This is a genomic window from Streptomyces sp. BL1, assembly GCF_057628045.1.
Genome location: NZ_JBXYWZ010000002.1, coordinates 1,975,133 through 2,001,732 on the forward strand (window position 1 = coordinate 1,975,133; position 26,600 = coordinate 2,001,732).

At 70.2% G+C, this 26,600-nt stretch carries 19 protein-coding genes; 14 read left to right on the forward strand and 5 right to left on the reverse strand.

What is annotated here, in order from left to right; all coding sequences use genetic code 11:
• Positions 1–49: 49 nt before the first annotated feature.
• Positions 50–2,686, reverse strand: a complete 2,637-nt coding sequence (locus AC3AGO_RS08845; protein ID WP_487819590.1) for an MFS transporter — start codon at positions 2,684–2,686, stop codon at positions 50–52.
• 209 nt (positions 2,687–2,895) lie between these two features.
• On the reverse strand, positions 2,896–3,342 hold the full coding sequence (locus tag AC3AGO_RS08850) for an SRPBCC family protein (protein ID WP_487819591.1): 447 nt from the start codon (positions 3,340–3,342) through the stop codon (positions 2,896–2,898).
• A 178-nt stretch (positions 3,343–3,520) separates the two neighbouring features.
• Here AC3AGO_RS08850 and AC3AGO_RS08855 point away from each other — a divergent pair, with 178 nt between their 5' ends.
• Entirely contained in the window at positions 3,521–4,597 is a 1,077-nt protein-coding gene (locus tag AC3AGO_RS08855) for an Rv2578c family radical SAM protein (RefSeq protein WP_487819592.1), read from the forward strand.
• A gap of 25 nt (positions 4,598–4,622) precedes the next feature.
• On the opposite strand, the gene AC3AGO_RS08860 is transcribed toward AC3AGO_RS08855, so the two are convergent.
• Positions 4,623–5,156, reverse strand: coding sequence for an ATP-binding protein (locus AC3AGO_RS08860; RefSeq protein ID WP_487819593.1), 534 nt, complete (start codon positions 5,154–5,156; stop codon positions 4,623–4,625).
• 242 nt (positions 5,157–5,398) lie between these two features.
• Between AC3AGO_RS08860 and AC3AGO_RS08865 the strand changes: the two genes are divergently transcribed.
• Positions 5,399–5,914, forward strand: a complete 516-nt coding sequence (locus AC3AGO_RS08865; protein ID WP_487819594.1) for a pyridoxamine 5'-phosphate oxidase family protein — start codon at positions 5,399–5,401, stop codon at positions 5,912–5,914.
• 95 nt (positions 5,915–6,009) lie between these two features.
• Here the strand turns inward: AC3AGO_RS08865 and AC3AGO_RS08870 are convergent, their stop codons facing one another.
• The gene (locus tag AC3AGO_RS08870) at positions 6,010–6,609 is read right to left on the reverse strand and encodes a HEAT repeat domain-containing protein (protein WP_487819595.1); all 600 of its coding nucleotides are present in this window, start codon (positions 6,607–6,609) and stop codon (positions 6,010–6,012) included.
• A 353-nt stretch (positions 6,610–6,962) separates the two neighbouring features.
• On the opposite strand from AC3AGO_RS08870, the gene AC3AGO_RS08875 reads away from it, so the two are divergent.
• The 9 genes from AC3AGO_RS08875 (at position 6,963) to pssA (ending at position 17,923) form a co-directional block, all read left to right on the forward strand.
• Positions 6,963–8,756 carry a 3-hydroxyacyl-CoA dehydrogenase family protein gene (locus tag AC3AGO_RS08875; protein ID WP_487819596.1) on the forward strand — a complete coding sequence of 598 codons (1,794 nt, stop codon included), beginning with the start codon at positions 6,963–6,965 and terminating at the stop codon, positions 8,754–8,756.
• Between the two features lie 86 nt (positions 8,757–8,842).
• Complete coding sequence (locus AC3AGO_RS08880; protein ID WP_487819597.1) at positions 8,843–9,613, forward strand: TetR/AcrR family transcriptional regulator; 771 nt, start codon at positions 8,843–8,845, stop codon at positions 9,611–9,613.
• Positions 9,614–10,125: 512 nt separating this feature from the next.
• Positions 10,126–11,511: a crotonyl-CoA carboxylase/reductase gene (gene ccrA, locus AC3AGO_RS08885; protein ID WP_487819598.1), complete on the forward strand. Its 1,386-nt coding sequence runs from the start codon at positions 10,126–10,128 to the stop codon at positions 11,509–11,511.
• Positions 11,512–11,520: 9 nt separating this feature from the next.
• Complete coding sequence (locus AC3AGO_RS08890) at positions 11,521–13,575, forward strand: protein meaA (RefSeq protein WP_487819599.1); 2,055 nt, start codon at positions 11,521–11,523, stop codon at positions 13,573–13,575.
• Positions 13,572–14,534 carry an HpcH/HpaI aldolase/citrate lyase family protein gene (locus AC3AGO_RS08895; protein WP_487819600.1) on the forward strand — a complete coding sequence of 321 codons (963 nt, stop codon included), beginning with the start codon at positions 13,572–13,574 and terminating at the stop codon, positions 14,532–14,534. Before AC3AGO_RS08890 ends, AC3AGO_RS08895 begins: the two co-directional genes overlap by 4 nt.
• A 3-nt stretch (positions 14,535–14,537) precedes the next feature.
• Entirely contained in the window at positions 14,538–15,062 is a 525-nt protein-coding gene (locus AC3AGO_RS08900; protein ID WP_487819601.1) for a MaoC family dehydratase, read from the forward strand.
• Between the two features lies 1 nt (position 15,063).
• A complete protein-coding gene (locus AC3AGO_RS08905) occupies positions 15,064–16,269 on the forward strand; it encodes an acyl-CoA dehydrogenase family protein (protein WP_487819602.1) in 1,206 nt (401 codons plus the stop codon).
• A gap of 168 nt (positions 16,270–16,437) precedes the next feature.
• Positions 16,438–17,085 (forward strand): phosphatidylserine decarboxylase, encoded by a 648-nt coding sequence (locus tag AC3AGO_RS08910; protein ID WP_487819603.1) that lies wholly within the window; start codon positions 16,438–16,440, stop codon positions 17,083–17,085.
• Complete coding sequence (gene pssA, locus AC3AGO_RS08915; RefSeq protein WP_487819604.1) at positions 17,072–17,923, forward strand: CDP-diacylglycerol--serine O-phosphatidyltransferase; 852 nt, start codon at positions 17,072–17,074, stop codon at positions 17,921–17,923. The genes AC3AGO_RS08910 and pssA overlap by 14 nt, the downstream gene beginning before the upstream one ends.
• A 102-nt stretch (positions 17,924–18,025) precedes the next feature.
• Here the strand turns inward: pssA and AC3AGO_RS08920 are convergent, their stop codons facing one another.
• On the reverse strand, positions 18,026–19,168 hold the full coding sequence (locus tag AC3AGO_RS08920; RefSeq protein WP_487819605.1) for a glycerate kinase: 1,143 nt from the start codon (positions 19,166–19,168) through the stop codon (positions 18,026–18,028).
• Between the two features lie 390 nt (positions 19,169–19,558).
• Between AC3AGO_RS08920 and AC3AGO_RS08925 the strand changes: the two genes are divergently transcribed.
• The 3 genes from AC3AGO_RS08925 to AC3AGO_RS08935 all read left to right on the forward strand — a co-directional run bounded on the left by AC3AGO_RS08925 (position 19,559) and on the right by AC3AGO_RS08935 (position 26,596).
• Positions 19,559–21,142 carry an FAD-binding oxidoreductase gene (locus tag AC3AGO_RS08925; RefSeq protein WP_487819606.1) on the forward strand — a complete coding sequence of 528 codons (1,584 nt, stop codon included), beginning with the start codon at positions 19,559–19,561 and terminating at the stop codon, positions 21,140–21,142.
• Positions 21,143–21,314: 172 nt separating this feature from the next.
• Positions 21,315–21,971, forward strand: a complete 657-nt coding sequence (locus AC3AGO_RS08930) for a hypothetical protein (RefSeq protein ID WP_487819607.1) — start codon at positions 21,315–21,317, stop codon at positions 21,969–21,971.
• The gene (locus tag AC3AGO_RS08935; protein WP_487819608.1) at positions 21,971–26,596 is read left to right on the forward strand and encodes a putative T7SS-secreted protein; all 4,626 of its coding nucleotides are present in this window, start codon (positions 21,971–21,973) and stop codon (positions 26,594–26,596) included. Before AC3AGO_RS08930 ends, AC3AGO_RS08935 begins: the two co-directional genes overlap by 1 nt.
• Positions 26,597–26,600 lie beyond the last annotated feature (4 nt).

The following is a 26,600-nucleotide window of genomic DNA, read 5'->3' on the forward strand; positions in this document are numbered from 1 at the left end:
TGCGCTCCCCCGGCACCGGCGTCCCCGGTGGGAACGGGCTGAGGCGCCGTCAGTCCTCGTGCCCCAGCTGCAGATCGCGCTCCGTACGGCCGCCGCCCGCGATCTGCAGCACGGTGGCCACCGGCGGGTAGCCCGCGGCGACGACGGTGTACTCGCCGGACGCCAGGTCCACGAAGCGGAAGGTGCCGTCGGCGCTCGTCGTCGCCGTGTCGACCACGTTGCCCGCCGCGTCCAGCAGGGTCACCCGGGCGTCCTCGACGGGCCGCCCTCCGGTGGCCCGTACGGTGCCGCGCAGCAGCGCCCCGCCGGCGAGTTCGATGTCCTGCCGGGTCTCCCGCGACGCCTGGACGGACACCGGCAGCGCGGCAGGACGGTACGCGGCGGCGCTCGCCGCCAACGTGTACTCCCCCGCCACCAGTTCGCCCAGCACATAGCCGTCGCGGCCGCTCCGGGTGGAGGCGACGACCTCGCCCCGTACGTCGGTGAGCGTCACCAGCGCGTCCCGTACGGGCAGTCCGTCCGCCGTCAGGACGCTGCCCGCCAGCCGGCCGGCACCGCCCAGCACCACGTCCAGTTCGACGGGCCGGTCCCCCACGGTGACGCTGACGGCCTGCGGCTGGTGCCCGCCGGCCGCGGCGATCATCACGTAGGCGCCGCTGCCCGGCGTGCTCAGCGCGTACCGCCCGTCCTCGCCCGTCGCCCCGCGTCCGACCTGCCGCCCGCTGGTGTCGATGAGGGTCAGTGCGGCACGCGGGACGGTGCTGCCGTCGTGGTGGCGGACGCTGCCGCAGACCGGCACCCCGGCTCCGGCGTGCGCGGCGCTCCCGTCGCCGCGGGCGTCCGTGCCGCGCGCGTCGGGCAGCCGGACATCGTGCGAACGGGCGTCTCCCGCGGGGGCGTCGGGGGCCGGGGCGTTCTGGGACACCAGGGTTTTCTCCTTGAGGAAGAAGGCGAACAGGAGTCCCAGCAGGAGCACCGGGACGAGATAGAGGAAGATCCGCGGCATGGCCTCGGCGTACGCCTGCACATAGCCGTCGCGCAGCGGCCCGGGCAGCGCGTGCACCGCCTCGGGGGTCACGGACTGCGGGTCGGGCAGCGCTTTCCCCGCCCCGTGGGCCCCCTTGAGGATCTCCGAGTCCTGGAGCGCCTCGGTGAGCCGGTGGGCGAAGAGCGTGCCGAACACGGCGGCGCCCGCACTGCCGCCGACCTGCCGGAAGTAGTTGTTGGCGCTGGTGGCGGCGCCCAGGTCGGTGACGGGCACCGAGTTCTGCACGGCCAGCACGAGCACCGGCAGCACGAAGCCGATGCCCAGACCGAGGATGGCCATCCAGAGGCTGTACTGCTCCCTGCTGGTGCCGGTCTCCAGATGGGACAGCAGATACATGCCCTCGGCCGCGAGGGCACAGCCGAGGATCGGGAAGATCTTGTAGCGCCCGGTACGGGAGATCAGCTGGCCCGACAGCACGGAGGCGAGCACCACGCCGCCCATCATGGGCAGCATCAGCAGCCCGGACTCGGTGGCGCTGACGCCGTCCACCATCTGCAAGAGGCTGGGCAGATAGCTGGCGGCGCCGAACAGCGCGACGCCGACGACGGCCCCGACGAGTCCCGTCACGTTGAAGACGGAGTCGCGGAACAGCCGCAGCGGCAGGACCGGTTCGGTGACGATCCGTTCGACGACGAGCAGCAGGAGCACGCTGAGCAGGGCCCCGGCGCCGAGGCCGAGGATGACGCGGTCGTCCCACGCGTACGTGGTGCCACCCCAGCTGAACAGCAGCACGAGACACGTGGAGAACGCGGCGAGCAGCAGGGCGCCGAGCACGTCCAGCCGGGGGCGCCGGCCGGCGCGCGGCGGCAGCTTCAGCACGAAGGCGATCACGATCAGGGTGACCAGCCCGAAGGGCACGTTGATGTAGAAGCACCAGCGCCAGGACAGCTCGTCGGTGAACCAGCCCCCGAGCAGCGGGCCCGCCACCGAGGCGAGGCCGAACGCGGCGCCGATCAGGCCCATGAAGCGGCCGCGTTCCCTGGCGGGGACGATGTCGGCGAGGATGGCCTGCACGCCGATCATCAGCCCGCCGGCACCGATGCCCTGCACGGCGCGGAACACGATGAGTTCGTCCATCGACGGGGACCAGCCGGCGAGTCCGGAGCCCACGACGAAGACGGCGATGGCGAAGAGGAAGACGCCCTTGCGGCTGTAGAGATCGCCGAGCTTGCCGTACACGGGCATGGCGATGGTGGTGGCCAGCAGAAAGGAGGTCACCACCCAGGACATCCGGTCCAGGCCGTGCAGCTCGCCGACGATCTCCGGCAACGCGGTGGCGACGATGGTCTGTTCGAGCGCGGCCATCAGCAGCGCGAGCAGCAGCCCGAAGAAGACCAGCCGTACGCGCCGCGGGGTGAGCACCGGCGCCTCGGGAGAGGCGGTCGCGTCCGGCGGGGCGGTCGCGTCCTGCGGGGCGGTGGCGTCCGGCGGGGCGGTGGCGTCCGGCGGGGCGGTGGCCGTCCTGTTGAGCGCGGCCTCCAGGAACTCCGGCCCGCCCGGCTCCCGGGAGGCGGAAGCCTCCTCCGGGCCGGGCTCGGGCGCCTGCACGGGCGAGCCGGGGAACTCGGGAATCTCCAGGCTCACTTCGACCGTGGCCGGGGACCGCTCACCTCTGTCGTCCAGCGTCGTCCCGCCCATGGCTCTCCCCTTGTCGCGCCGTCCTGGGGCAGCATTTCTCGCATTGCGCGACAAGGGGCGGCAAGTCAGGCGTGGGGCGGGAGAGTCGGGCGGGACGGGGGGCAACTCCGTTGCCCGGGGCGCGCATCGGGCGCTCATCAGGGGCTTTCGCAGCGGGAGCGGGTGCGCCCCGCGCACTCCGGCCCGCCGCGAAAACCACTCGTACGGGGTTACTTCTCCGTGTGGGCCGCGAGGTTGGCGAGCAGCTCGTCGTAGATCCGCCCGAGCCCCTTGGGGGCGAACGTCTTCTCGAAGAAGCCGCCGATACCGCCGGCGCCGTTCCAGGTGGTGGTCACGGTGACCCGGGAGGTCCCCTCGGCGGCGCCCGGGGTCACCCGCCAGGTGGTGACCATCGTGGAGTTGCGGTCCTTCTCGACGAGCTCGCCGTCGGCCGGCTCGGTGACGTCGAGCAGGCAGTCACGGACGCGCTTGCTGGTCGCCTGGAGCTTCCAGTGCACGACGGTGCCCTCGCCGTCGCCTCCCTCACGCACCTCGTACTCGCTGAACTGCCCCGGGAGCAGCTTGCCCCGGGTCTCGCTGTAGTCGGCGAGCGCGTCGAACACGTCGTCGGACTTGGCCGCGATCTCCCGCTGAGTGACCGCCTCGACCTGCGCCATTGCTCCTCCTGTCATACGGGCCTGCGAGGGGCGCCCGGTGGTCGCCCCACCCCCGTCGGCAAGCCAATCACCCTCGCGTCGCCCCTCAAAATCCGGGTTGACAGCTCTCATGGGAACGTGTGTTCTATTCGCACACGAGGAAGCACACGAGAATCGAACCGCCCCGCAAGGAGGCCACATGCGCTGGGAGAACCTGAGCGACGGTGACGGTGGCGGCGCCGGCGCGCCCGGCGCCCTGTTCGGCACGGACGTCGTGACGCGGCAGTTCGACACTCCGGAGTTCCGCGGCGTCACCTTCCACGAGGTGCGCGCCCGGTCCCTGGTGAACCGGGTGCCCGGCGCCTCACGAATGCCGTTCGAATGGACGGTCAATCCGTACCGCGGCTGCACCCACGCCTGCGTGTACTGCTTCGCCCGCGGCACGCACCAGTACCTCGACCTGGACGCGGGGCAGGACTTCGACTCGCAGATCGTCGTCAAGGTGAACGCGCCCGACCTGCTGCGCCGCGAACTCGGCGCACGGCGCTGGCGCGGCGAGCACATCGCCATGGGCACCAACGTCGACTGCTACCAACGGGCCGAAGGACGCTACAGGTTGATGCCCGGCATCCTCACGGCGCTCCGGGACTACGCGAACCCCTTCTCGATCCTCACCAAGGGAACGCTGATCCTGCGCGACCTCGATCTGCTGCGGTCCGCCGCGGCGATCACGGACGTCGGGGTGTCGGTGTCCGTCGGCTTCACCGACGAGGAACTGTGGCGCACGGTCGAGCCGGGCACCCCCGCGCCCGAACGCCGCCTCGACGTGATCCGCACCCTCAGCGCGCACGGCATCCCGTGCGGCGTCCTGATGGCGCCGGTCATCCCCTTCCTCGGGGACTCACCGGCGCGGCTGCGCGCCACCGTGCGCGCGATCGCCGCGGCGGGCGCCACCTCGGTGACGCCCCTCGCGCTGCATCTGCGGCCGGGCGCGCGCGAGTGGTTCATGGGCTGGCTGTCCGAACGGCACCCGCATCTCGTACGGCACTACGAGGGGCTCTACGCGGACGGCGCCTACGCGCCCAAGTGGTATCAGCGCCGCATCACCCGCCAGGTCCACGAGCTGGCCGCGGAGTACGGCATCGGCCCGAGCGGCCCGGGAGAACACCGCGGGGTGCGCGACCGCCCGGAACACGAGCCGTACCGGGAGTACGAGGAGAGCGCCGCTCCCCTCTGCCCGGGCCGGGACGAGGGAACTCAGCTCACACTGCTGTGAGCCACCCGGCCGGGCCGGGCCGGCCTCAGGCCACGGCGGCCTGCGCCGGGACCGTGGCCTCCGGCACCTGGCCGAGCACGGCCCGTACGGTCTTGTGCCCGCTCTCCCGCATCTGGACCGACCACCGGCACGCGAGCGCCGCCACGATGGCGAGCCCCCGGCCGTGCCCCCGCACCTGGCTGGGCGGCAGCTGCACCGGACGCCCGGGCCCGATGTCGTCGACCTCGACGGTGATGCCCCCGGGGCGCAGTACGAGACGCAGCTCCTCCGCGCCGCGGGCGTGCCGCAGCGCGTTGCTGACGAGTTCGCTCACCACGAGCGCGGCGTCGGAGACGAAGGCGGGGTCGCTGATGTGCCAGTGCCGCAGGCACTGCTTGGTGAACGCGCGGGCGGAGTGGGCGACTTCGGCGGAATCGGCCTCGCGCAGCGGCAGCGTCTGCACGGACAGGCCGCCGCTCTCGTCACGAGTGCCGTGCTGCTCCTCCCCCGGGAGCTCACTCCGGGAAGGGGCCCGGAGGCCGCCTCCGGGATGCTGTGCGGTGGTGGCCAGGGAAGCCACTGTTCATCACGCTCCTGCCGTTCTCGCCGAGCCGGTTCTCGCTGACAACTGACAACAGGGCCCCGTAGCAGCCGTCGTACCCAGGTCGCCGAGTGATCCAACTCCGGCCTGCCCGGTTCCAGCCACCGGGGCGGGCCATCCAACAGGCGAACACACCTTCGTGCCGCCCCCTTCACCTCTCACCCGGATTCCGCTCGGCAAACCCGACAGAAGATGTCGGGTATCGCTGCCACGATGAGCCGATGCGACGCAACGGGAACAACGGGAACAATTGGGCGGAATTCGAGGCGGCCGAGCCGGCCTTCGCGGAAGGGGTGCGCAAGCGCTTCGGGGCGTACCGGCACCATGTGCTCGGCACCGTGCGCGCCGACGGTTCGCCGCGGCTGACCGGTCTCGAGGCCACGTTCAGCGAGGGGGAGCTGTGGCTCGGCATGATGCCGGGCTCCCGCAAGGCGCTGGACCTGCGCCGCGACCCGCGCTTCGCGCTGCACGCGAATCCGGGTCACGACAGCGAGATGGCGGAGGGGGACGTCCGGGTCGCCGGGCGGGCGTACGAGGTCACCGACCCGGACGTGCTGGCGCGCTTCGGGGCGACGGCGGCCGAGGGTGAACTGCCGGAGGTCTTCCACCTGTTCCGCACGGAGCTGACGGAGGCCGTACGGACGAGCGTGGAGGGCGAGGAACTGGTCCTCCGCGTCTGGCACCCCGGCAAGCCCCTAAGGGAAGTACGCCGGGGCAACAACGAAGCCCCCCAGTAAGGGGCACGGGGAACGGCGCGAAATAAGGGGCGCGGGGAACTGCGCGGACCCGGCCACACGCCGAACCGCACACGCCCCGCCCCCGCACCCTGGCATCAACGGCGCCGCCCCGTCGCAGGAATCCGCGCACGCGCGGCCTTCGCCGCCGGCGAGAGCCGGTGGTGTTCGGCCGCCGCATCGAGCACGGGGATGGCCCGCCGGTCCCCCAGCGCGCCCAGCCCCTGCACGCACGCCTCCGCGATCGGCCAGTAGTGCACGGGCCCGATGAGCAGCCGCTGCAGTACGGATATCAGCGTCGGCACCGACTCGGGCGCCCGCAGCGAGGTGAGCAGCCGCACGGCGTGCAGCGCGTATCCGGTGCGCAGCTCGTTGGAGGCGAGCGCCGAGGCGGCGCGCGCCGTACGGGGATCGCGGAGCCGGGCCAGGGCGTGCGCGGCGGTGGCGCAGCGCACCGGGTCCCGGTAGTTCAGCATGAAGATCAGCGTCTCGAAGGCCCGCCGGTCGCCGGCGATGCCGAGCGTGAAGGCGGCGATCTCCCGGGCCCACAGCGGTCGTCCGGGCTCCATGAGCACGGACGCCAGCAGATCCCGCGCGTCGGACGTGTCGGCACGGGCGAGCTTGACCAGCCTTTCGAACTCGGCAGGTTCCGCTTCCACCCGGATCCGGTCGATCAACGCGGCGAATGTGTCGGCCACTTGGCCCCCTCTCCCGGGTGGTCCGTGCCACTCAGCTTTGAATGTGCCATACCCCTGGCGCTCCGGTTACCCACCGGTTAAGGTGCTCATGAGAGCGGCACCCCCGCTCAGGCGGCCTGGTGACGCAGCCGCCGAAAGTGCAGTCGGTTCGGTATCGAGTACGGCGCGGCCCCGGGACAGGGCCGGCCGCCGCAGCACCACAACTCCCGTACCGCGCGTGTGTGTTCGCGACTCACCTCCCATGCCGCGTACCTCCTCACCCGTGCGCTCGCCCGGGGACTCCCGCGCCCGCAGGCCGGCAGCCCCGGATGCACCAGCACCCCTCATCAGTCGTCACCCACTGGAGTCCCGTGATGGACCGTCCGCCCCTGAAGCCTTTCCAGACCATCGCTGTCGTCGGCCTCGGCACCATGGGCACCGGCATCGCCGACATCCTCGCCCGTTCGGGGCGCGAAGTCATCGGCATCGACACGAACGAGGCAGCAGCGCGTGCCGCTGTTGTCGCTGTGGAGTCCTCGACGGCGCGCGCGGTGCGCCGCGAGCGCATGACCGAGTCCGAACGCCGGGACGCACTGGCCCGGTTCCGCACCTTCCCCGACATCCAGGCAGCCGCCGACGCGGACCTGGTCATCGAGGTGGTGCCGGAGGACTACGACACCAAGTGCCAGGTTTTCGCGGCGCTGGACACCGTCGTCAAGCCGGACACCGTCATCGCCACGGGCACCAACGCCCTGTCGGTGACCCGCCTCGCCGCCGACTCCGACCGGCCGGAACGCGTGCTCGGGCTGCACTTCTTCAACCCCGCGCCGGCCATGAAGCTGGTCGAGGTCGTCTCGTGCGTGCTCACCTCGCCGGAGGCGGTGACCGCGGTCACCGCACTCGCCCGGGACCTGGGCAAGGAGCCGATCGCCGTGGGCGACCGGCCCGGTTTCGTCGCCGACGGGCTGCTGTTCGGCTACCTCAACCAGGCCGCGGCGATGTACGAGGCGAACTACGCGAGCCGTGAGGACATCGACGCGGCGATGAAGCTCGGCTGCGGGCTGCCGATGGGCCCGCTCGCCCTGCTCGACCTGATCGGCATCGACACGGCGCGCACGGTCCTGGACGCGATGTACGCCGAGTCGCACGACCGGCTGCACGCGCCGGCGCCGGTGCTGCGGCAGCTGAGCGACGCGGGGCTGACGGGCCGCAAGGCGGGCCGCGGCTTCTACGCGTACGCGGAGGCGGGTTCCGCCGAGGTGGTGGACGACGCGCTCACGCCGGGCGGCGCGGACACCGCCGCCGCGAGCCGTCCCGTGGAGTCGGTCGGCGTCGCGGGCTCGGGCACGATGGCGAGCGGCATCGCCGAGGTCTTCGCCAAGGCCGGCTACGCGACGGTGCTGGCCGCGCGCAGCGAGGAGAAGGCGCAGACCGCCAAGGAGCGGATCGCGGGCTCCTTCGCGCGGGCCGTGAAGAAGGGCCGGATGTCCGAGGAGGACCGGGACGCGGCGCTCGCCCGGATCACCCCGGCCGGCTCGCTGGACGCGCTCGCCGGCGTGGATCTCGCGGTGGAGGCGGTGGCCGAGGATCTGGACGTCAAGCGGGAGCTGTTCGGCACCCTGGACAAGGTCTGCAAGCCGGGCGCGGTGCTCGCCACCACCACCTCGTCGCTGCCCGTGGTCGCCTGCGCCCGCGCCACGTCGCGCCCGCAGGACGTGATCGGCATGCACTTCTTCAACCCGGCTCCGGCCATGAAGCTGGTCGAGGTCGTGCGTACGGTGCTCACCGGCGACGAGGCGCACGCCACCGTCCGCGAGGTGTGCGGCCGGATCCGCAAGCACCCGGTGGACTGCGGCGACCGTGCCGGCTTCATCGTGAACGCGCTGCTGTTCCCGTACCTCAACAACGCCGTGAAGATGGTGCAGGAGCACTACGCGACGCTGGAGGACATCGACGCGGCGATGAAGCTCGGCGGCGGCTACCCGATGGGCCCGTTCGAGCTGCTGGACGTCGTCGGTCTCGACGTCTCGCTCGCGATCGAGCAGGTGCTGCACGCCGAGTTCCGCGATCCGGGTCTGGCTCCCGCGCCGCTGCTGGAACACCTGGTGGCGGCGGGCTGCCTCGGCAGGAAGACGGGGCGCGGGTTCCGCGAGTACGCGCGACGGTGACCCGGGCCGCAGGCTGGGGCGGACTGCTGGAGCCTCCGGGCAGTGGTCCGCCCGCCGGGGCGGTGACGCCGTGTAACGTTCCATACATGTCCGAGCCCGTGAAGCCCTCCCGTACCAGTGCCGCGTCCACACAGCGCCTCAGGATGCGACGTGAGTTGGCGGCCGCAGCGATGGAGCTGTTCGCCACGAAGGGCTACGAGGGAACGACTGTCGACGAGATCGCGGCACAGGCCGGGGTCGCCCGCCGGACCTTCTTCCGGCACTTCCGCTCCAAGGAAGAGGCGATCTTCCCCGACCACGACGACACGCTGGTGCGTGCCCAGGCGGTGCTGGAGGCGGCGCCCGCGCACGAGAACCCGCTCGACACGGTGTGCCGCGGCATCAAGGAAGTCATGAAGATGTACGCGGCCTCACCCAAGGGCAGCGTGGCCCGCTACAAGCTGACCCGTGAGGTGCCGGCGCTGCGCGAGCGGGAGATCGCCTCGGTCGCCCGCTACGAGCGGCTCTTCACGCGCTATCTGCTCGGTCACTTCGACGAGGCGGCGCACCGCGACGGCGACGACGACCCGCTGCTGGCGGAGGTCGCCGCCTCCGCGGTCGTCACCGCGCACAACCACGTGCTGCGGCGCTGGCTGCGCAGCGGCGGAGTGGGCGACGTGGAGTCGCAGCTGGACCACGCCTTCGCGATCGTGCGGAAGACCTTCGGCACCGGCTTCGGAGCGAACCGGCCGGCCTCCGGGGACGAGCACCCGGCCGCCTCCGTCTCCCGCCAGGGCGAGGTCCTGGTAACGGTGGCCCGCACGGACGCCCCCCTCACCGAGATCATGCACACAATCCAGGACGCCCTCCGCGACTAACGCCGCGGCTTCCACGCTGTGGGCACGCGGTCCGCCAAGGGGCGGAACGGGTGGGCACAGCGGACCGGCACCCGCCAGGTCTGTCCCCCCGCACGCAACGCCCGCGCCCCCCAGGGGCGCACAAGTCGCGTACGGGGTGCGAACCCTGCGCGGGTGCGGTCCTGTGTGCCCGCCCGACCCGCCCCTCGGGCGGACCGATCGCCCACACAGGGGCTCGCACAGGGCCCCTGACCAGCGGTGATCGATCATCGCTCATCTGGGCGCGAGCAGATTCACCTGAGTTTTTGGCACGCAGTGTCTTGTGCGCTGGCACTGGGTGTCATACGTTGAATCCACGTCCGGACGATGTCCCAGCGGCACGACAGCCGCATCTGCCCGGACCGCCGCGTCACCGGCAACTCCCGCGCTCACCCGCGCACTTGGCACCAAAGAGCCGATACCGACGGCACTGCCTCACAACCGACGACCCCTCAAAACGCGCTCCCTCATCAGCGTTTCGCCGGAGGCATTCCGTGAACAAGATCCTCGACGCGATTCTCGCGTCCTCCGCAGACAACAGCAGCACCGCCGCGGACTTCGCGAACCTCCCGGTCCCGGAGTCCTACCGCGCCGTGACCGTCCACAAGGACGAGGCCGGGATGTTCGAAGGCCTCGACTCGCGGGACAAGGACCCCCGCAAGTCGCTGCACGTCGACGAAGTCGCCGTGCCCGAGCTGGGCCCGGGCGAGGCCCTGGTCGCCGTGATGGCCTCCTCCGTGAACTACAACTCCGTGTGGACCTCGATCTTCGAGCCGGTGTCCACCTTCGGATTCCTGGAGAAGTACGGCCGCTCCAGCCCGCTGGCCAAGCGGCACGACCTCCCGTACCACGTGATCGGCTCGGACCTGGCCGGTGTCGTGCTCCGTACCGGGCCCGGCGTGAACGCCTGGCAGCCCGGCGACGAGTGCGTCGCGCACTGCCTCTCGGTCGAGCTGGAGAGCGCCGACGGGCACAACGACACGATGCTCGACCCCGAGCAGCGCATCTGGGGCTTCGAGACCAACTTCGGCGGCCTCGCCGAGATCGCGCTGGTCAAGTCCAACCAGCTGATGCCCAAGCCGGACCACCTCACCTGGGAGGAGGCCGCCTCCCCTGGCCTGGTCAACTCGACCGCGTACCGGCAGCTCGTCTCCCGCAACGGCGCCGGCATGAAGCAGGGCGACAACGTCCTCATCTGGGGCGCCAGCGGCGGACTCGGCTCGTACGCCACGCAGTTCGCGCTCGCCGGCGGGGCCAACCCCATCTGCGTCGTCTCCAGCGAGGACAAGGCAGAGATCTGCCGGCAGATGGGCGCCGAGGCGATCATCGACCGGAAGGCCGACGGCTACAAGTTCTGGAAGGACGAGCACAACCAGGACCCGAAGGAGTGGAAGCGCTTCGGCAAGCGCATCCGCGAACTGACCGGCGGCGAGGACGTGGACATCGTCTTCGAGCACCCCGGCCAGGAGACCTTCGGCGCCTCGGTGTACGTGACGCGCAAGGGCGGCACGATCGTCACCTGCGCCTCCACCTCGGGCTACATGCACCAGTACGACAACCGCTACCTGTGGATGTCGCTGAAGAGCATCGTCGGCTCGCACTTCGCCAACTACCGCGAGGCGTGGGAGGCGAACCGCCTGATCTCCAAGGGGAAGATCCACCCCACGCTGTCGAAGACGTACAGCCTGGAGGAGACCGGGCAGGCCGCGTACGACGTGCACCGCAATCTGCACCAGGGCAAGGTCGGCGTGCTCGCCCTCGCCCCCGAGGAGGGCCTCGGCGTCCGCAACCACGCCAAGCGCGAGAAGCACATCGACGCCATCAATCTGTTCCGTGAAGCCGAAGGCGAACGGACCAGCCAGTCCAGCCGGAACGTGTGAGACGCACCCATGACGGAACGGAACAAAGACCGTCCGTGGCTCATGCGGACGTACGCGGGGCACAGCACCGCTGAGGCGTCCAATGAGCTGTACCGGCGGAACCTCGACAAGGGGCAGACGGGGCTCTCGGTGGCCTTCGATCTGCCCACCCAGACCGGTTACGACCCCGACCACATCCTCGCCCGCGGCGAGGTCGGCCGGGTCGGGGTCCCGGTCTCCCATCTCGGGGACATGCGGCGGCTGTTCGAGGGCATTCCGCTCGAGAAGATGAACACCTCGATGACCATCAACGCCACCGCCATGTGGACGCTGGCGCTGTATCAGGTGGTCGCCGAGGAACAGGGCGCGGACATCGCGCAGTTGCAGGGCACGACGCAGAACGACATCGTCAAGGAGTACCTCTCGCGCGGGACGCACGTCTTCCCGCCGGTGCCCTCCCTGCGGCTGACGACCGACATGATCACGTACACGGTCAACCACATCCCCAAGTGGAACCCCATCAACATCTGCAGCTACCACCTGCAGGAGGCCGGGGCCACGCCGGTGCAGGAGATCGCGTACGCGATGAGCACGGCGATCTCCGTGCTCGACGCGGTGCGCGACTCCGGGCAGGTGCCGCAGGAGCGGATGGGCGACGTGGTCGCGCGGATCTCGTTCTTCGTCAACGCGGGCGTCCGGTTCGTCGAGGAGATGTGCAAGATGCGGGCGTTCACCCGCATCTGGGACAGGATCACGCGTGAACGGTACGGGGTGGAGAACCCGAAGCAGCGCCGCTTCCGGTACGGCGTCCAGGTCAACTCGCTGGGTCTCACCGAGGCGCAGCCGGAGAACAATGTGCAGCGCATCGTGCTGGAGATGCTCGCGGTGACGCTGTCGAAGGACGCCCGCGCCCGCGCCGTACAGCTCCCCGCCTGGAACGAGGCGCTGGGCCTCCCCCGCCCCTGGGACCAGCAGTGGTCGCTGCGCATCCAGCAGGTGCTCGCGCACGAGAGCGATCTGCTGGAGTACGAGGACCTGTTCGCCGGTTCGCACGTCGTCGAGGAGAAGGTGGCCGAACTGGTCACCGACTCCCTGGCGGAGATGGAGCGCATCGAGGAGATGGGCGGGGCCATGGCGGCCGTCGAGTCCGGCTATCTCAAGTCGCAGCTGGTCGCCTCGCACGCGGAGCGGCGCGGCCGGATCGAGTCCGGCGAGGAGAAGATCGTCGGGGTCAACTGCTACGAGACGACCGAGCCCAACCCGCTCACCGCGGACCTGGACACGGCCATCATGACCGTCGACCCGGACACCGAGGCGCGGGTCGTGGCCGCCATCGGCGAGTGGCGGGCCACCCGCGACGAGCCGTTCTGGCGGTCCGGCGAGGGCGGCGACCCGGCGCTGCACCCGAGCGCGCAGCAGGCCCTCGACCAGCTGAAGGAGGCGGCGGCCACCGACGCCAACCTGATGGAGGCCACCGTCGAGTGCGCCCGCGCCGGTGTGACCACCGGCGAGTGGGCGGGCGCGCTGCGCGAGGTGTTCGGCGAGTTCCGGGCGCCGACCGGAGTGAGCAGCGCGCCTGTCGCGGTCCCCGTCGAGGAGGGCTCGACGCTCGCCGGCGTACGCCGCAAGGTCGAGGAGACCGCGAAGGACCTCGGCGTCGGCAAGCTGCGGCTGCTGGTCGGCAAGCCGGGTCTGGACGGGCACAGCAACGGCGCGGAGCAGATCGCCGTACGGGCCAGGGACGCCGGCTTCGAAGTGGTCTACCAGGGCATCAGGCTGACGCCCGAACAGATCGTGTCGGCCGCCGTGGCCGAGGACGTGCACTGCGTCGGCCTGTCCATCCTCTCCGGCTCGCACGCCGAGCTGGTGCCGGACGTACTGCGCCGGCTGCGCGAGACCGGCGCGGACGACGTACCGGTCATCGTCGGCGGGATCATCCCGACCGCCGACGCGGAGGCCCTGCGCACCGCCGGTGTCGCCGCGGTCTTCACGCCGAAGGACTTCGGCATCACAGAGATCATCGGCCGTATCGTCGACGAGATCCGCACGGCCAGCAAGCTCGACCCCCTGGAGGTCCCCGCATGAGTTCCGTCAACCGTCTCCGTCCGCGGCGTTCCTGCCTCGCCGTGCCCGGCAGCAACCCGCGCTTCCTGGAGAAGGCCCAGGGCCTCCCCGCCGACCAGGTCTTCCTGGACCTGGAGGACGCGTGCGCGCCGCTGGCGAAGCCGGACGCGCGGCACACCATCGTGAAGTTCCTCAACGAGGGCGACTGGAGCGGCAAGACGCGGGTCGTGCGGGTCAACGACTGGACGACGCACTGGACTTACCGCGACGTGATCACCGTCGTGGAGGGGGCCGGCGCGAACCTCGACTGCATCATGCTGCCGAAGGTGCAGGACGCCCAGCAGGTGCAGGCGCTGGACATGCTGCTCACCCAGATCGAGACGACCATGGGCTTCGAGGTCGGCAAGATCGGCATCGAGGCGCAGATCGAGAACGCCAAGGGCCTGGTGAACGTCGACGAGATCGCGGCCTCCTCGCCCCGCATGGAGACCATCGTCTTCGGCCCCGCGGACTTCATGGCCTCCATCAACATGAAGTCCCTCGTGGTCGGCGAACAGCCGCCCGGCTACCCGGCGGACGCCTACCACTACATCCTGATGCGGATCCTCATGGCGGCCCGCACGCACGACCTCCAGGCCATCGACGGCCCGTACCTCCAGATCAAGAACGTGGACGGCTACCGCGAGGTCGCGCAGCGCGCCGCGGCGCTCGGCTTCGACGGCAAGTGGGTGCTGCACCCGGGTCAGGTCGAGGCGTCCAACGAGATCTTCTCGCCGTCCCAGGAGGACTACGACCACGCCGAGATGATCCTCGACGCGTACGAGTACTTCACCTCCGAGCAGGGCGGCAAGAAGGGCTCGGCGATGCTCGGCGACGAGATGATCGACGAGGCCAGCCGCAAGATGGCGCTCGTCATCTCCGGCAAGGGCCGCGCCGCCGGCATGCAGCGCACCACCACCTTCCAGCCCCCGGAGGCCTGAGCCATGCAATTCGGCCGCACCTATGAGGAATTCACGGTCGGGGACGTCTACAAGCACTGGCCCGGCAAGACCGTCACCGAGTACGACGACCACTTGTTCTGTCTGCTCACCATGAATCACCACCCGCTGCACATGGACAGCAACTATGCGGAGCAGACAACCGATTTCGGGAAGAACGTTGTCGTCGGCAACTACGTCTACTCACTGCTGCTCGGCATGTCCGTGCCGGACGTCTCCGGCAAGGCGATCGCCAATCTGGAGATCGAGTCGCTGAAGCACGTCGCGCCGACCTTCCACGGCGACACGCTCTACGGCGAGACGGCCGTACTGGAGAAGATTCCGTCGAAGTCCAAGAACGACCGCGGAATCGTGCACGTGGAGACCAAGGGCTACAACCAGGACGGCACCCTCGTCTGCGTCTTCCGCCGCAAGGTGATGGTGCCCACGGAGGCGTACGTCAAGGACCGCGGCGGCGAGCAGCCCGGCCGGCCGGAACTGCAGGAGCCGGCGCCGAAGGGGGCGAAGTGAGATGGGATATCTCGCGCAGACCGACGGGCTGACGGAGATCCAGCGGGAAATCCTGTCCACCGTCCGCAGCTTCGTCGACAAGGAGATCCTCCCGGTCGCGACCGAGCTGGAGCACAAGGACGAGTACCCGGCGCAGATCGTCGAGGGCCTCAAGGAGCTCGGGCTCTTCGGGCTGATGATCCCGGAGGAGTACGGCGGCCTCGGCGAGTCCCTTCTCACGTACGCGCTGTGCGTGGAGGAGATCGCCCGCGGCTGGATGAGCGTGTCGGGCATCATCAACACGCACTTCATCGTCGCGTACATGCTGAAGCAGCACGGTACGCAGGAGCAGAAGGACCACTTCCTGCCGAGGATGGCGACAGGTGAGGTCCGCGGCGCCTTCTCGATGTCGGAGCCGGGGCTGGGCTCCGACGTGTCGGCGATCACGTCCAAGGGCGAGCGGGACGGCGACGGCTACGTGCTGAACGGCCAGAAGATGTGGCTGACGAACGGCGGTTCGTCAACGCTGGTCGCGGTGCTCTGCCGCACGGACGAGGGACATCCGGAAGGCACTGCTCCGCACAAGTCGATGACCACCTTCCTGGTGGAGAAGGAGCCCGGTTTCGGCGAGGTCAAGCCGGGCCTCACCATCCCCGGGAAGATCGACAAGATGGGCTACAAGGGCGTCGACACGACCGAGCTCATCATGCAGGACCTGCACGTCCCGGCCGACCGCGTACTGGGCGGCGAATCGGGCCGCGGTTTTTACCAGATGATGGACGGCGTGGAAGTCGGCCGCGTCAATGTCGCCGCGCGTGGCTGCGGTGTCGCCCAGCGTGCATTCGAGCTCGGCATCGATTACGCGCAGCAGCGGCACACGTTCGGAAAGCCGATCGCGAAGCACCAGGCCATCCAGTTCAAGCTGGCCGAAATGGCCACCAAGGTCGAGGCGGCGCACGCGCTGATGGTGGGCGCGGCGCGGAAGAAGGACTCCGGACAACGGAACGATCTGGAGGCGGGGATGGCCAAATATCTCGCCTCCGAGTACTGCAAGGAGGTCGTGGAGGACTCGTTCCGCATCCACGGCGGGTACGGTTTCAGCAAGGAGTACGAGATCGAACGCCTCTACCGCGAGGCGCCGATGCTCCTCATCGGCGAAGGAACCGCCGAGATCCAGAAAATGATCGTGGGCCGCAGGCTCCTGGAGGAGTACCGCTTCCAGGGATGAATGTCCTTTTTCGGGGTGTTTTCTTGGCGACCAAGATCACACCCCGAACCGGGACTCGGGACACTGACTGGCGCTCTGGCTTGCCGAGTTGGCACCAGTAACCGATAGCATCCCGGAAAGCCGCCGTCCCCCTACCATCCGCGGCTCCCTCCGCTACGAAGGTCATCCATGCCCCACAGCCCATCCTCTGCACCCAGCGCACGAGTCCGTCTTGCGCGCGGAGCGTCGCCGTGGCTCGTTCCGACCGTGGCCACGGCCGCCCTTAGCCTTCTCCGGGCCCGGCGCTCGAAGAAGGCGGCGGCCGTCGCCGTTCCAGCCACCGCGCTCGCGGCGGGCATGCTGTGGTTCTTCCGTGACCCGGAGCGCGAGATCGCGCCGGGCAGGGTGATCTCGCCGGCCGACGGCGTGGTGCAGAGCATCATGCCGTGGAAGGACGGCCGCACGCGTGTGGCCATCTTCATGAGCCCGTTGAACGTGCACGTGAACCGCGCCCCCGTGAGCGGCACGGTGACCTCCGTGGAGCACATCCCCGGCGGCTACGTCCCGGCGTTCAACAAGGAGAGCGAGTTCAACGAGCGGGTGGTGTGGCACTTCGACTCCGAGCTCGGCGATGTGGAGACCGTACAGATCGCCGGCGCCGTGGCGCGACGCATCGTGCCGTACGTGCCGCAGAGCGTGAAGGTCGAACAGGGGGAGCGCATCGGGCTGATCCGCTTCGGCTCCCGAGTGGACGTCTACCTGCCGGAGGGAGTCGAGGCCGCCGTCGAGGTCGGCCAGGCCACGACCGCGGGGGTGACTCGACTTGACCGTGATTGACCCGGATACCCAGGCCTCGTGGGTACCGGAGACCGACGAGGACGATGATGAGATGCCGCTGTCGACGCGACTGTCGATAGCGGACACATTGACGCTGGGGAACGCCACCTGTGGCTTCATGGCGGTGTACTTCACCACCACCGGCGTCCTCATCCCCCACCTCACCGGCATGGAAGACGGCGGCATGGCGCGGCACAGCGCCGCGACCGCCGTTCTGCTCATGCTGCTGGCGTCCGTCTTCGACCTCTTCGACGGGCTGGTCGCGCGCAAGCTGCGCAGCTCGGCGATGGGCGCCGAACTGGACAACCTCTCCGACCTGATCAGCTTCGGGCTCGCCCCGGCGTACTTCGTCGTGACCTGGGGGATGGTCGCGAGCGACGCGCACCAGAAGGTGTCGGTGATCGCCGCCGTCGTGGTGATGCTGGCGGTCGTGCTGCGGCTCGCGAGATTCTCGTGCGTGACGCTGCCCGGCGGCATCTTCCAGGGCATGCCCAGCCCGTTCGGGGCGCTGACCGTCGTCTCGATCGTTCTGCTGGAACTCCCGTTCCTGCCCACGCTGCTGGCCATCATCGGCGTGGCGTGGCTGATGGTGAGCCGCGTCGAGTACCCGAAGCCGCAGGGCCGGCTCGCGGTCGCGATGCTGAGCTGGATCGTCGCCAGCATGGGCCTGTTGACGGCCTGGGCCTTCGAAGCGCCCGGCGGTGAACTGCTGTTGCAGACCGGCTGCGCGCTGCAGGTGGTCATCGGCGCGATGATCCCGCTGTTCGCCACCGCGCGGAGGGTGCACGCGTTCCGCGACAACCGCCGCGAGTCCCGCGCGGCGGCGCCCGGCAGCTGACGCGCCACGCACAACACGAGGAGGGGCCCGGTCCGGTGGACCGGGCCCCTCCTCGTTGTGCTGTTCCGATTCCGGGGTTGTGCTGTTCCGCTCCCGGGCGGGTTACAGGTGGTTCTCCGCGAGCTGGGACGCCGCCTGCTCCAGGAGGGGACCCGCGTTGGCCATGCAGGTCTGCGGGTCGGGCTCCAGGTCCGTGAGCGCGTAGGCCCGTTCGATGCCGGCGCCCTTGAGCGCCTTCCTGTCGATCGCCAGCCGCCCGCAGACGGCCAGCACCGGCTTGCCCTCGCGGCGCGCGGCCGCGGCCACGCCCGCCGGCGCCTTGCCGTGCAGCGTCTGCTCGTCCAGCGAGCCCTCACCGGTGATCACCAGGTCGGCCCGGTCCAGCGCGGCGGCGAAGCCCAGCACCTCCAGCAGCACCTCGATACCGGGCCGGAAGCGGGCGTTGAGGCCGACGAGCGCCCCGTACCCGATGCCGCCCGCCGCGCCCGCGCCGGGCGCCTGTGCCGCCTGCGAGGCGCGCTCGCCGACCGACTCGCCGAGGATCTTGGCGAAGTGCTCCAGCGCCGCGTCCAGGACGGCCACGTCCTCCTCGCTGGCGCCCTTCTGCGGTCCGTACACGGCCGGCGCGCCCTTGGGGCCCGTCAGCGGGTTGTCGACGTCGCTGGCGAGCACGAACTCCACGTTCTGCAGCCGCTCGTCGAGCCCCGACAGGTCGGCGGAGACCATCTCGCGCAGCGGTCCCCCGCCGTGCGGCACCGGGTCGCCGTCCTCGTCCAGGAAGCGGGCGCCCAGCGCCTCCAGCATGCCCGCGCCGCCGTCGGTGGTCGCGGAGCCGCCGACGCCGAAGACGATGGTGCGCGCGCCGGCGTCGACGGCCGCGCGCAGCAGCTCGCCCGTGCCGTACGTGGTGGCCGTGAGCGGCGCGAATGCGCCGGGCGGCAGGTGCTGGAGCCCGGAGGCCTCGGCCATCTCGACCACGGCGGTGAAGCTCTCGGCGTGCAGCGCGAACGCGGCACGGACCGGGGCGCCGGTCGGCCCGGTGACGTCGGTCTCGCGGCGCTCGAAGCCGCTCGCGACCGCCGCGTCGACGGTGCCGTCCCCGCCGTCGGCGACCGGCAGGGCCTCGACACGCGCCTCCGGGCGGACCGCGTGGATGCCCGCCGTCACACGCTCGGCGACCTCGACGGCCGTCAGCGACCCCTTGAACTTGTCCGCGGCGATCAGCACGCGTGCCGTCGTTGTCATGTGTATCTGCCCCTGGCTCTCTGTGCGTCGAACAGGCAGTCGCGCCCGCCCGAGCCTATCCGGCGGGTCCCCTCGGCCTCTACGGGCAACGGTGCGGCACAGCCCCGCATCCCGTCCCGCAAGTGACAGAAACCGCCCGTTTCCGCCCTCAACCGTTCACCAGTCACACCGAATTGAACAGGTGGGTCATCCTCCCTGCGGGGCGCCGTCCGAACAAGCTTTTGGATCTTCTTTGCCCGTGCGGGGCAACCCCGCCCCCGTACAGCCCGTCTTCGACAGCACGACCGTGACGCAAGAGACCAGGCGTTACGCAAGAAATCGGGCTTTACACAAGAGACCAGCGTGGCGCGAGAGACCGGCGCGACGCAGGATTCCGAGGGGGAATCGGGGATGCACGAGGGTGCACAGCGCCGTACCGGCACCGCGGCGCACGAGGAGCGGAAGGCACCCCGCGCGTGGGGACGCCGCACGCTGCTGCGCGCGGGTGCGGGGCTCGCCGTGACGGCGGGCGCGGCGGGCACCGGCTGGGCAGCGACGGGCGGCATATCAGCCGCCGCCTGGAACGCGCTCGGGGACGGCCTGGACGGCGCGCTCATACGGCCCGGCGACCAGGGGTACGGAACGGCGCGCACGCTCTTCAACCCCCGCTTCGACGGGGCCCGTCCGGCCGGGCTCGCCTACTGCGCGACCGCGGGGGACGTGCGGGAGTGCCTGTCCTTCGCGCGCCGCCACGACCTGCCGGTGGCGATACGCAGCGGCGGCCACTCGTACGCGGGCTGGTCCACGGGCAAGGGGCTCGTCGTCGACGTACAGAAGATGGCGTCCGTCGCGGTCAGCGGGAAGACGGCCACCGTCGGCGCGGGTGCCAAACTGATCGACGTCTACGACAAGTTGACCGCGCGGCAGCGCACCATACCGGCGGGCTCCTGTCCGTCCGTCGGCGTCTCGGGACTCACGCTGGGCGGCGGCGTCGGCGTGGTGGCCCGTGCGTACGGGCTCACCTCCGACAGTCTGACCGGCGCCCGTATCGTCACCGCGGACGGCCGGATACGCGACGTCGACTCCGCACACGACCCGGACCTCTTCTGGGCGCTGCGCGGCGCGGGGAACGCCAACTTCGGCGTTGTGACCTCCCTGCGGTACCGCACCCACGAGGCGTCGGACTGCGTCACGTTCTTCCTCAGCTGGCCCTGGTCGTACGCCGCCGCCGTCCTGCGCGAATGGCAGGCCTGGGCGCCGGACGCGCCCGACGAGATCTGGGCCAATCTGCACCTCTCGGCGCCCGCGGGCGGACGTCCGGGCAAGGTCACCGTGGGCGGTCTCTCGCTGGGCACGCGCGGCGACTTGGAGAACCGTCTGGACCGGTTCGCCGACCGCGTCGGCAAGCCCGCCACCGGGCTGTCCGTGAAGGCGCACACCTTCATGGACGCGATGAAGGTGATGGGCGGCGTCTCCGGCTGGAGTGCCCGGCAGGCGCATCTCCCCGGCACCCTCCCCGGCTGCACCGGTGAGGGAAAGCTGGCCCGCGAGTCGTACGCGGCCCGTTCGGACTTCTACACCCGCAGCATCCCCGCCGACGGGATCAAGGCACTGCTGGCGCGCGTCGAGAAGCTCGCGCGGCTGAGCGGCGGCGGCTCGGGCAGCGTCGCGTTCGACGCGCTGGGCGGGGCCGCCAACCGGGTCGGGGCGCAGAAGACGGCGTTCGTGCACCGCGACGCACGGTTCCTCGCGCAGTACATCGCCTCCTGGCCGGACGACGCCGCGTCCGGCACGGTGTCCGGGCACCGCGCGTGGCTCGACGGCACGTACGACGCGATGCGTCCGTGGGCCAGCGGTCAGGCCTACCAGAACTACAGCGACCCGAAGTTGAAGAACTGGCGGCAGGCCTACTACGGCGCGAATGCGGCGCGCCTCGCGAAGGTCAAGACCGCGTACGACCCGAAGCGCCTGTTCACGTATCCGCAGGCGCTCTGACGGCTCTCCAAGAGGCCTCCCCCGGGCGGCCCGTGAGGTGTTCGCGGGCGGCTCCGGCAGCTCTGTCACGCCGTGGCGTGTCCTGTGCAACGGTTCTGGAACACCGTTCCCCAGGAGCGCGGCTCTTCGTAAGGTGAAGGAGTTGCCGGCGGGGAGGACGGGGAGTCGACACATGGGCGCGGAAGAACTGGGCTTCGACAAGGAGTCCGTCGACCAGATCACCAAGGGGCTGCAGGGCGCCATCGACGAGCTCAAGGAGTTCGGTTCGGCCACGGATTCCCTGATGGGCAGCGGGATGAACAGCCTCCAGATGTCCAAGATGGAGGCGGGCGACCCGGGTCTCGGTGAGGCCTTCGAGGGCTTCTGCGACCGCTGGGAGTGGGGCGTACGGGCGCTCGTGCAGAACGCCAACGGGCTGGCGCAGCGCGTCGGTCTGTCGGCGGGGATGCTGCACGAGGAGGACCAGTACTGGGGCGGCGTGCTCAAGATCAGCGCCAACTCGCTGGCGGGCAACCCGCACGCCACAGAGGAAGAGGTCCTGGACAAGAGCTACACGCAGATGCTCCAGGACAACACGCCGGACTACGGCGGCTGGGACGAGGCCGGTTCGCAGATGGGCCAGGACTGGAAGGACACCGGCCGTTCGCTGATGACGGAGGGCGCGGGCGGGGAGTACGTCGACCGTATGAACTCCGCCACCGGCATGGACGACCAGGCCTTCGACCGGGCGGTGGACGACACGTTCGGCCCCTCACCGGAGGAGCGCGCACAGCAGCAGTCACAGCAACAGGGGCAGCAGGGGCAGCAGTCCGGCGGGGGTGAGGGCTGATGGGGCTCGGGGACTTCGTACCCGACTCGTGGGAGGACGCGGCGGAGGACCTCACCGAGAAGGTCGGCGAGGGCGTCGACTGGGCGGGTGACCGCGCCGGCGACCTCATGGACTCCGCCGGCTGGAACAGCGGCGCCGACTGGGTGCGCGACAAGACCGACTCGGCGGCCAACGCCATGGGCGCCACGGTCGGCGAGATGGCGCTCGGCGAGACGGAGGACGAGACGAAACTCGTCCACGGTTCGCCGGAGAAGCTGCGCGGGACGGCGAAGCATCTGACGGATCTGCAGGGCGCGTTCGACAAGGTCGGCAACGGCATGAAGGGCGTCGACTCGTCCCGCCTCAAGGGCGAGGCGGCGGACGCGTACCGGGAGCATGTGGCCGGGGAGCCGCCCAAGTGGTTCAAGGCGGCCGACGCGCTGGAGAAGGCCGCGAAGGCGCTCACGGACTTCGCCGGGACGGTGCAGTGGGCGCAGGGGCAGGCGAAGGAGGCGGTCGCCAAGTACAAGGAGGGGCAGACCGCTTCGGACACCCACCGGGGCAAGGTCGAGGCGTACGAGAAGGCGCGGCAGGACGACAAGGGCGGGTCTTCCGGCTCGGGTACGGGTGCGGGATCCGGCTCCGGTCCGGGGAAGGACGGCGGGCCGGAGAAGCCGCCGGACACCGATCCCGGGGACGCGCTGCGGAAGGAGGCGCAGAACCTCCTCGACGAGGCGCGGCGGCAGCGCAACGAGGCGGCCGGACGGGCGAAGAGCTCGGTGGAGGGCGCCCGCGACGAGGCGCCCGCGAAGCCGGACTACGGCGACCAGCTCGGCGACGGCGCCACCGGAATGAACCTGGCCGCCTCGCACCTCGTGGGCGGTGTGGTCAAGGGCACGGCCGGGCTCAACAACTTCGTCCGCAGCGTCAATCCGGTCGACCCGTACAACCTCACGCACCCCGCCGAGTACGTCACCAACCTCAACAGCACCGTCACCGGCCTCGTCCAGACGGCCAACAACCCGGGCCCGGCGCTGAAGAGCGCCTGGGAGACGTTCAAGAAGGATCCCGCCGAGGGGATCGGCCGGCTGATCCCCGAGCTGGCCGGTACGAAGGGCGCGGGCGCGGTCAAGAAGCTGGCGGGCCTGGCGAAGCACGCCCCGGAGGGCAAGCCGCCCGGCCTGAACCAGCTGGACAAGGACGGTCCCGGCGCGTCCGACGGCCCCAACTCGGCGCGGGACGGCAAGGGTTCGGACCCCATCGACTTCGGCACGGGCAAGATGTTCCTGCCGCAGACCGATGTGGCGCTGCCGGGTGCCCTGCCGCTGGTGTTCCGGCGGCGCGTGGAGTCCGGCTACGGGGCGGGCCGTTGGTTCGGCCCGTCCTGGGCGAGCACCGTCGACCAGCGGCTGGAGGTCTCGGCGGAGGGCGTCGTCCTGGTGACGGACGTCGGCATGCTGCTCCAGTACCCGCATCCGGCCCCCGACGTACCGACACTCCCGGTGTCGGGCCCGCGCTGGCCCCTGGAGCGCACGGCCGACGGCGACTATGTGCTCAACGTCGCGGATTCCGGCCAGATCTGGCACTTCAACGCACCGCCCGGCGGCGACGACGGCGTGGCCCCGCTGGAGCAGATCGCCGACCGCAACGACAACCGGCTGACGTTCGAGTACGACGCGGAGGGCGCACCGACAGCCATCGTGCACTCCGGCGGCTACCGGCTCCAGATCGCCACCGAAGCCGGCCGCGTCGCCTCCCTAGCCCTGGCGGGTGCGGCTCCGGACGGCGGCGACCAGGTGCTCTACCGGTACGGCTACGACGCGGCGGGGAACCTCACCGGGGTGCTCAACTCATCCGGCGGCATCCTGGAGTTCGAGTACGACGAGGAGCGCCGGGTCACCGCCTGGACGGACTCCAACGCGCGCCGCTACGAGTACGCGTACGACGACCAGCACCGCTGCATCTCCGAGGGCAGCCCGGAAGGCCATGTAGCGCTGCACGTCGACTACGACGGCTTCGACGAGACCACCGGCCACCGCGTCACCACAGTCACGACGGGCGCCGGACACGTCACCCGCCGCCTGGTGAACGACGCAAGCAAGGTCGTCGCCCTCACCGACCCACTGGGCCACACCGTACGCACGGACTACGACCGCTACGGCCAACAGATCGCGCAGACCGATGCGTTGGGCCGTACGGTGCACCTCCGCCGGGACGACGACGGCCGGGTGGTGGCAGTGACCCGCCCGGACGGCACGGAAACGTCGGTGACGTACGACGTGCTGGGTCTCCCCGTGGAGACGGTCGGCCCGGACGGGGCACGCTGGCGCTCCGAGTACGACGCGCGGGGCAACCGTGTGGCGGTGACGGATCCTGCGGGGCAGACCACGTCGTACGGGTATGACGCTTCTGGTCGACTCGTTTCCGTCGTCGATCCGTTGGGGTCTGTGACGCGGGTGCGGTGTGACGGGGCCGGGCTGCCGGTGGAGATCACCGATCCGGGCGGGGGTGTCACGTCGTATGCGCGGGATGCGTTCGGGCGCCCGACGGCGGTGGTCGACCCGGCGGGGGCGGTGACGCGGCTTGCGTGGACGGTGGATGGGCGGCTCTCGCGTCGTACGGCTCCGGATGGCGGGGAGGAGTCGTGGGAGTACGACGGCGAGGGCAACTGCGTTGCGCATGTGGACGCTTGTGGCGGGGTGACGCGGTACGAGTACGGTCACTTCGACCTGCTCACCGCGCAGACGGGTCCGGACGGGGTGCGTTATGAGTTCGCCCATGACGCGGAGCTGCGGCTCTCGCAGGTGACCAATCCGCAGGGGCTGACGTGGGAGTACACGTATGACCCGGCGGGCCGGCTGGTAGCCGAGACGGACTTCGACGACCGCACCGTTGTCTATGAGCTGGATGCGGCAGACCAGTTGGTCGCGCGGACGACGGCGCTGGGTGAGACGGTCCGCTTCGAACGGGACCTGCTGGGCCGCATCGTGCGCAAGGACGCGGCGGGGGCATCGACGTCGTTCGCCTACGACGCGGCGGGCCGGCTCTCGTCCGCTCAGGGCCCGGACGTAGAGCTGGTCTATCAGCGGGACAAGCTGGGCCGCATCAAGACGGAACTGGTCAACGGGCGGGCGCTCTCGCACACTTACGACGCGCTGGGCCGGTCGGTGCGGCGGGTCACCCCCTCCGGGGCGGTCTCCACGTTCGCGTATGACGCGGCGGGCAACCGTACGGCGGTGACGGCCTCGGGGCGTACGTTCGCCTTCAGCCATGATGCGGCGGGCCGGGAGACGGAGCGCCGGGTGGGCGGTTCGGGCCTGGAGCTTTCGCATCTGTGGGACCCGGCGGGGCGGTTGAGCGCTCAGACCGTGACGGGGCCGGATGCCGGGACGGTCCAGCACCGTTCGTACCACTACCGCCCGGACGGCAACCTGGTCGGTATCGACGACCAGTTGAACGGCGAGCGCCGCTTCGATGTGGATGCGGTCGGCCGGGTCACCGCGGTCCACGCCCACAACTGGACGGAAACGTACGCCTACGACGCGGCCGGCAACCAGACCCAGGCGGCCTGGCCGGACCGCCACGCGTCACCGGAGGCGCGCGGTGAGCGTACGTACTCCGGCACGCGCATCAAGTCGGCAGGCGCGGTCCGCTACGAACACGACACCGCCGGCCGCATGGTCCTGCGCCAAAAGTCCCGCCTGTCGAAAAAACCGGACACCTGGCGCTACACCTGGGACGCCGAAGACCGCCTGATTGCCTGCACCACTCCGGACGGCACGGTCTGGCGCTACCGCTACGACCCCTTCGGCCGCCGCCTATCCAAACAACGCCTCGCCGCCGACGGCGAAACGGTCGCGGAACAGGTGGACTTCACCTGGGACGGCCCCACCCTCATCGAACAGACCACGACCGGGCCGGGATTGCCGGACCCTGTGGTCCTCACCTGGGACCACAACGGCCTGCAGCCGATCGCCCAGACGGAACGCCGAGTGGAGGAGTCGACCCAGCGGGAGATCGACTCCCGATTCTTCGCCATCATCACCGACCTCATCGGCACCCCCACCGAACTCCTCGACGAACAAGGCGACATCGCCTGGCGCACCCGCACCACCCTCTGGGGCACCACAACATGGTCCGCGAACGCCACGGCCTACACCCCGCTCCGCTTCCCCGGCCAATACCACGACCCCGAAACAGCCCTCCACTACAACCACCACCGCCACTACGACCCGGAAACGGCCCGCTACGCCTCCCCGGACCCCCTCGGATTGGATCCAGCCCCCAACCCGGCCACGTACGTGGACAACCCCCACACATGGGCGGACCCCCTGGGGCTGATGAAGTGTGAACATCCGGCGGTCGATGAAACCCGGTCCGGCACAGGGAGTATCGTCAGTCAGCACCCAATGACTCCCAATGAAGCGTTGGAAGCTGGCGATAAATTCCTCGGAGACGGCTACAGGGAGCTTGGGGTCAACCGGGGAGTTTTTCGTAGCGCTGACGGATTGCGGCAGTTCCGGATGGACCCAGATTCACTTGATGGAAACCACTGGCCGGACATCCCGCATGTTCATTTCGAAATATTTGAGCACGCAGGAGACAAGAAGCCCCGAGTGAACAATCATGTACCCCTGACGGAATAGTGAG